Source organism: Rhodococcus sp. UFZ-B548 (assembly GCF_903819475.1).
In the GTDB taxonomy this organism is placed as follows: domain Bacteria; phylum Actinomycetota; class Actinomycetes; order Mycobacteriales; family Mycobacteriaceae; genus Rhodococcus_F; species Rhodococcus_F erythropolis.
Window position 1 is genome coordinate 1 of record NZ_CAIJDS010000113.1, and the last position, 6,548, is coordinate 6,548.

Below are 6,548 nucleotides of genomic sequence, written 5' to 3' on the forward strand. Positions count from 1 at the left end.
TGTATCCGACGGATGCGGACGGCCCGTATCAGGTGGTCGTCCCGACCGCAGAAGCTGTCCCCGCCCTTGTTCCTGTCAAGGTTGATCCCGAATCGCTCGATCAGGTGCTGTTGGATTGCGTCCGAATCGCTTTCGACGTGACGAAGCGAGTTCCGGTCGAGGCGACGCTCCTCGAGATCGGGCCAGAGCAGTATGTGCTGATCACTGTCGTGCATCACATTTCGTCCGATGGTTGGTCGATGATGCCCTTCACTCGAGACGTCATCACCGCGTATTCGGCGCGGATCGCCGGCAACGCGCCGGACTGGGAACCGTTGGCCGTCCAGTACGCGGATTACGTTCTGTGGCAACGCGATGTTCTCGGTTCGGAGGACGATCCCACCTCGATTATTTCCGAGCAGGTATCGCATTGGGAGACTGCACTGCGGGGAATCCCGGATCAGTTGGAGTTGCCGTCCTTCCGTCCCCGTCCTACTCAGCAGTCTTACCGTGGTGACAAACTGCGATTCTCGATCGAGCCGGAACTACGCGGCTCTCTGCTCGAAGTTGCCCGCGCACATAATGCTTCGCTGTTCATGGTGGTGCATTCGGCGCTCGCTGTATTGCTGGCCAAGCTGTCCGGTACCACTGACATCGTCGTCGGCACGCCGATCGCGGGCCGAGGCGAGGAACTGCTCGACGATCTGGTCGGCATGTTCGTCAACACATTGGTGCTTCGGACCGAGGTGGACGAGGACGGGTCGTTCGCTGATCTGCTCAAGCAAGCACGCTCGCAAGACCTTGCCGCCTTCTCGAATGGGGATCTGCCGTTCGAACGTCTCGTAGAGGTGCTCAATCCGACTCGATCGACCGGGCGCAATCCGCTCTTCCAGGTCGGACTTACTTTCCAGAACCACGAGCAAGGTCGCCTCGATCTGCCAGGACTGACCGTGTCGGTCATCGAGTTCGAAACTCAGATGTCCAAAATCGACCTTCAGGTCACTGTGGTGGATCCGGGCCCTTCGACTGGGGCTGATCGTCGTGTGGACGTCGAGTTCGAATACGCCACCGATCTTTTCGACGAGCGAATCGTCTCGGAGTTCGCCCAGCGCTTCCTTCGAATACTCGAAACCGTTGCGCAGGATCCCACAGTCGTGGTCAGCGCAATCGACGTACTCGATGCCGGCGAGCGTACGCGGATGATCGGGGACTGGAATGCTACGTCGCACGACGTTGTTTCCGTTCCGTCTCTGCTGTCGGCGTTCGAATCGCATGTCGCAGCCGACCCCGACGCGACAGCATTGGTCTTCGAGTCGGAGTTGTTGACCTACGCCGACTTTTCGCAGCGTGTCAATCGCTTGGCTCGACACCTCATCGCGAACGGCGTCGGGCCGGAAAGCCTTGTTGCGCTAGCTATCCGACGTTCCTCTGATTTGGTGGTCGGCATGTACGCAGTGCTGGCCGCGGGTGCCGGGTACGTACCGGTCGACCCCGATCACCCGGTGGAACGAATCGGCTACATTCTCGACGCGGCAGCGCCCGTGTGCGTTCTCACGACCGACCGAGACGAATTCTCCGAAGCAGGGGAGAGGTCTGTCTTCGATATCGACTCGCTTGATCTGTCCGGGTACGCCTCCGGGCCGATCGCGGACTCGGAGCGGACGAGGCCGCTTCACGCAGACGCTGTTGCATACGTGATGTTCACATCCGGTTCGACCGGAAAGCCAAAGGGCGTCACTATTACTCATCGCGCGATCGTCAACCAGACGGAATGGATGGCCGAACGGTACGCAGTCACGGCCTCGGACGCCTATCTGCAGAAGACGGCGACGACCTTCGACGTCTCCCTGTGGGGGTTCTTCCTCACTTTGGCTCGCGGCGGTCGTTTGATCGTCGCATCCGCGGACGGGCATCGTGATCCTGCATACCTGGCCGATCTCGTTGCGCGCCATGGTGTAACGCTGACTGACTTCGTTCCGTCGATGCTCACGGTTTTCGCCTCGACTGTGGACCGAGGCGACTGCGCGACGCTACGTGATGTGTTCGTCATCGGCGAGGCACTACCGGCTTCGGCTGTACGGGCCTTCCGTGAGATCTCCGGCGCCCGGTTGCACAATCTCTACGGTCCGACGGAAGCAACCGTCAGCATCACCAGTCACGAAGTAACCGACGAGGATTCGTATGTGGTGCCGATCGGACTCCCGCAATGGAACTCGCAGGTCTACGTACTCGATTCCCACCTGACGCCCGTCCCGGCAGGAACACCGGGCGAGCTCTACCTGGCCGGTGTGCAGTTGGCGCGTGGCTATCACAGCCGGGTCGATCTGACATCTGATCGATTCGTCGCGGACCCGTTCGGTTCTCCAGGTGCCCGGATGTACCGCACCGGTGACCTCGTGCGTTGGGGAGTAACTCCCACCGGCGCAGACGCCGCCGTCGAACTCGACTACATCGGACGCACCGACTTCCAGGTGAAGTTCCGCGGGCAACGGATCGAACTTGCCGAGATCGAATCTGTCATCGCCGGCAGTTCGGACGTTGCGCAGTCCGTCGTGTTGGTTGTCGCTACCGACACCGGCGAACACCTCGTCGGATACGTCGTTCCGGCGAGCGGGCGCACTGTCAGCTACGAATCGGTGCGTTCCGCAGCAGCCCAACAGTTGCCGTCCTACATGCTCCCGACGGCCGTCGTGGTCCTCGACGAACTACCGCTCAACACGAGCGGAAAGCTCGACCGCAAAGCGCTTCCCGTCCCGGAGTTCCGCGTCAAGGAGTTCCGCGCGCCGAACACGCCGATCGAACAGATCGTCGCAAATATCTTCGGCGAAGTACTCGGCGTTACCCGGGTGGGTGTGGACGACGATTTCTTCGAACTCGGCGGTAATTCGCTGATCGCCACGCAAGTGACAGCGCGACTCGGCGAAGCGCTCAACACGCGGGTACCGGTGCGGTTGCTCTTCGAAGCTCCGACGGTTGGGGCATTGGCGAGCCAGGCGGAATCCGCAGGCGGACTCGGGCGCATAGCGCTGACTTCGGCTCACCGCCCCGATCCGGTTCCGTTGGCATTGGCGCAGCAGCGCATGTGGTTCCTCAACAGGTTCGATGCGGATTCCGCGGTCAACAACATTCCTGTTGCCATCCGGCTGTCGGGGCATCTGGACGTCGATGCCCTGACTAGCGCGATAGGCGACGTGATCGCGCGGCACGAGATCTTGCGTACCTACTACCCGGAGGATCGCGGGGTTCCTCGGCAGGCCGTACTACCGGTCGGAGACGTCGCTCCCGACCTGATCGTCGATCGGGTCGAGGAAACCGATCTGTTGACGACGGTCGGTGAGTTCCTCTCGCAGGGCTTCGACGTGACAACGACAGTGCCTGTTCGGATGGCGTTGTTCGCGCTCGACGAGCGTGAACACGTCTTCGTGTTCGTCGCTCATCACATCAGTGCCGATGGTGTGTCGATGGGTCCTCTGACTCGCGACGTCATGGTTGCCTACGACGCGCGTCTGCGCGGAGATGCTCCGAACTGGTTGCCACTTGCCGTCCAGTTCAAGGACTTCAGCGTCTGGCAGCGTGAGGTCCTCGGCACCGAGGACGATCCGAGTTCGCTCGTTTCACAGCAGGTGTCGTACTGGAGGGAAACACTGGGCGGTCTTCCCGAGCAGATCGAATTGCCCTCGGACCGTCCACGACCGAACCGCTCTTCCGGCCAGGGCGCGAGTGTTCGTTTCGACATCGACGGAACGACACATCGCGCTCTGAACCGGGTGGCCCGTGAAACGGGCACAACCGAGTTCATGGTGGTCCACGCGGCCGTTGCGGTGTTGATGGCCAGGCTGTCTGGCACTTCCGACATCGCGGTCGGCACCTCGGTCTCCGGGCGCGGTGAGCGTGCGCTCGACGACTTGATCGGAATGTTCGTCAATACACTGGTACTCAGAACAGACGTGGATCCGTCACACTCGTTCGCGGACCTCCTCTCGGATGTCCGTGAGACAGACCTTGCGGCGTTCGGTAATGCTGACGTGCCGTTCGAGCGTCTGGTCGAGGTTCTCGATCCGCAGCGCTCGCAGGCTCGCCATCCTCTCTTCCAGGTCATGCTGACCTTCCAGAACCAGCGCCAGGGTGAACTGGAGTTGGCCGACCTTCGGATCAGTGCAGTCGATTCGGCCACCAACGTGGCAAAGTTCGACTTGCAGTTCACCTTCGGTGAGTACCTCGACGATTCGGGTGTTCCATCGGGGATGGTCGGTGACATCACCTACGCCACGGACCTCTTCGACGAGTCGACGATTTCGGAGTTCGTCGACCGCTTCCAGCGTGTTCTGGATGCGATAGTTCTCGATCCGTCCGTTTCGGTAGGCGACATCGATCTTGTCGCCGCAGACGAGCGGACTCTGTTGCTCGACACGTGGAACATTCCGGCCGTATCCGATTCAAGCGTCACACTTGTCGAAATTTTCGAGCGTGTCGCAGCCGATCGGGCAGACGCCGTTGCCGTCACTGCCGGCTCGGAGGCGTTGACCTACGCCGAACTCGACGCGCGTTCGAATCGCTTGGCGCGGATGTTGATCCGGCACGGTGTCGGAGCCGAGTCCCTGGTGGCGATCGGGCTGCCGAGGTCGGCGGATCTGATCGTGGCCATTGTCGCGGTTCTCAAGACCGGTGCGGGCTACCTCCCCATCGATCTGGACAGCCCGTCCGAGCGAATTTCGTTTGTACTCGGCGATGCCGAGCCATCGTGTGTCTTGTCGGTCTCGGAGGAGTCCTCGAAGTTCTCGGCTCGCGGTATCCCGGTTCTCGACGTGGCGAACCTGGACGTTGCCGTCGACGACACACCGATTGCGGACGACGAGCGGACTGCGGTTCTACGAGCGTCCAATACTGCCTACGTGATCTACACTTCCGGATCGACTGGAACACCCAAGGGTGTTCGGATTCCGCACACCAACGTCGTTCGCCTGTTCGAGAACACCAGAGAGATGTTCGATTTCGACGAGACCGACGTGTGGACGATGTTCCACTCGTACGCATTCGACTTCTCGGTATGGGAACTGTGGGGACCGCTGCTGTTCGGTGGGCGACTCGTTGTAGTCGACTATCCGACCTCTCGTTCGCCCGAGCAGTTCCTTGCGTTGGTCGAACGCGAAGAGGTCACTGTTCTCAATCAGACTCCGTCCGCGTTCTATCAGTTCGCCGAGGCGGATCGACTCCGCGACGTCTCGGCCGACCCGGCTCGGTTGTCGTTGCGCTACGTGATCTTCGGTGGCGAGGCTCTCGATTTCGCCCAGATGTCACGCTGGTTCGACCGCCGCGGTGATCATGATCCGAAGCTCGTCAACATGTACGGCATCACCGAGACCACGGTTCACGTCTCGTTCTTGCAGATCGACGAGGCATTGGCGCGCAGCTCCGCAGCCAGTGTGATCGGTCGGGCGATCCCGGGCTTGCGGGTGTACGTACTCGACGAGCGCTTGCAGCTGGTGCCGGTCGGTACTCCGGGCGAGATGTATGTTGCGGGTGGGCAGTTGGCGCGTGGATACCTGGGTCGGACCGATTTGAGCTCGACTCGCTTCGTCGCGGATCCGTTCGGAACCGCAGGCGAACGGATGTACCGCACCGGTGACCTCGCTCGTTGGAACCGTGCCGGTCTACTCGAGTACTCCGGTCGCACCGACTTCCAGGTCCAGTTGCGGGGTTTCCGCATCGAGATGGGTGAAATCGAAGCGGCGTTGCTCCGATCTGCCGGAGTATCGCGGGCCGTCGCACTGGTCCGCCACGACGAGCATCTCGGCGATCAATTGGTCGCCTACGTCGTACCGGAGGCTGGTTCGGTACTCGACCCGGCAGCTCTGCGCGAGGACGTCGGGCAGTTCCTGGCCGCATACATGGTGCCCGACGCGGTCGTGATTCTCGACGAACTCCCGCTGACGAACAACGGAAAACTTGATCTTCGTGCTCTGCCCGCGCCGGTGTTCGTCGTGCGAGAGTTCCGCGCACCGATCACGTCCACGGAGCAGGTCGTCGCGGAGGTGTTCGCCGACCTGTTGAGCCATGATCGCGTAGGGCTCGACGACGATTTCTTCGATCTCGGTGGAAACTCGCTTGTCGCCACTCAGTTGGTTGCCAGACTGGGTAAGGCTCTCGACACGCAGATTCCCGTTCGCGTTCTGTTCGAGACGTCGACGGTCGAGGGTCTTGCCTCGCGAATTCAGTCTCACGTCGGTGAAGGCGGACGCCTCGAGTTGGCGTCTGTCGTTCGGCCGGAACGTATTCCGTTGTCGTTGGCGCAGCAGCGGATGTGGTTCCTGAACCGTTTCGACACCGAGTCGGCAGTCAACAACGTACCGATGGTCGTGCGACTGACCGGAACTCTCGACATCCCCGCAATGGACACTGCGGTGAAAGACGTGCTCGCGCGCCACGAGGTTCTCCGCACGCGGTATCCGGAGGTCGACGGGGTCGGATTCCAGGAGATCCTGTCTGTCTCCGAGGTCGGAATCGACCTGGCCCCCGAGTCGGTCGAGGTTGATCGTGTGGGGGGTGTGATTGCTGGGGTGGTGTCGGCG

At 61.4% G+C, this 6,548-nt stretch carries 1 protein-coding gene; it reads left to right on the forward strand.

The features are described from left to right. Positions 1–6,548: non-ribosomal peptide synthetase (locus H7C86_RS36370; protein WP_182263469.1), on the forward strand; the 6,548-nt coding region annotated here is incomplete at both ends.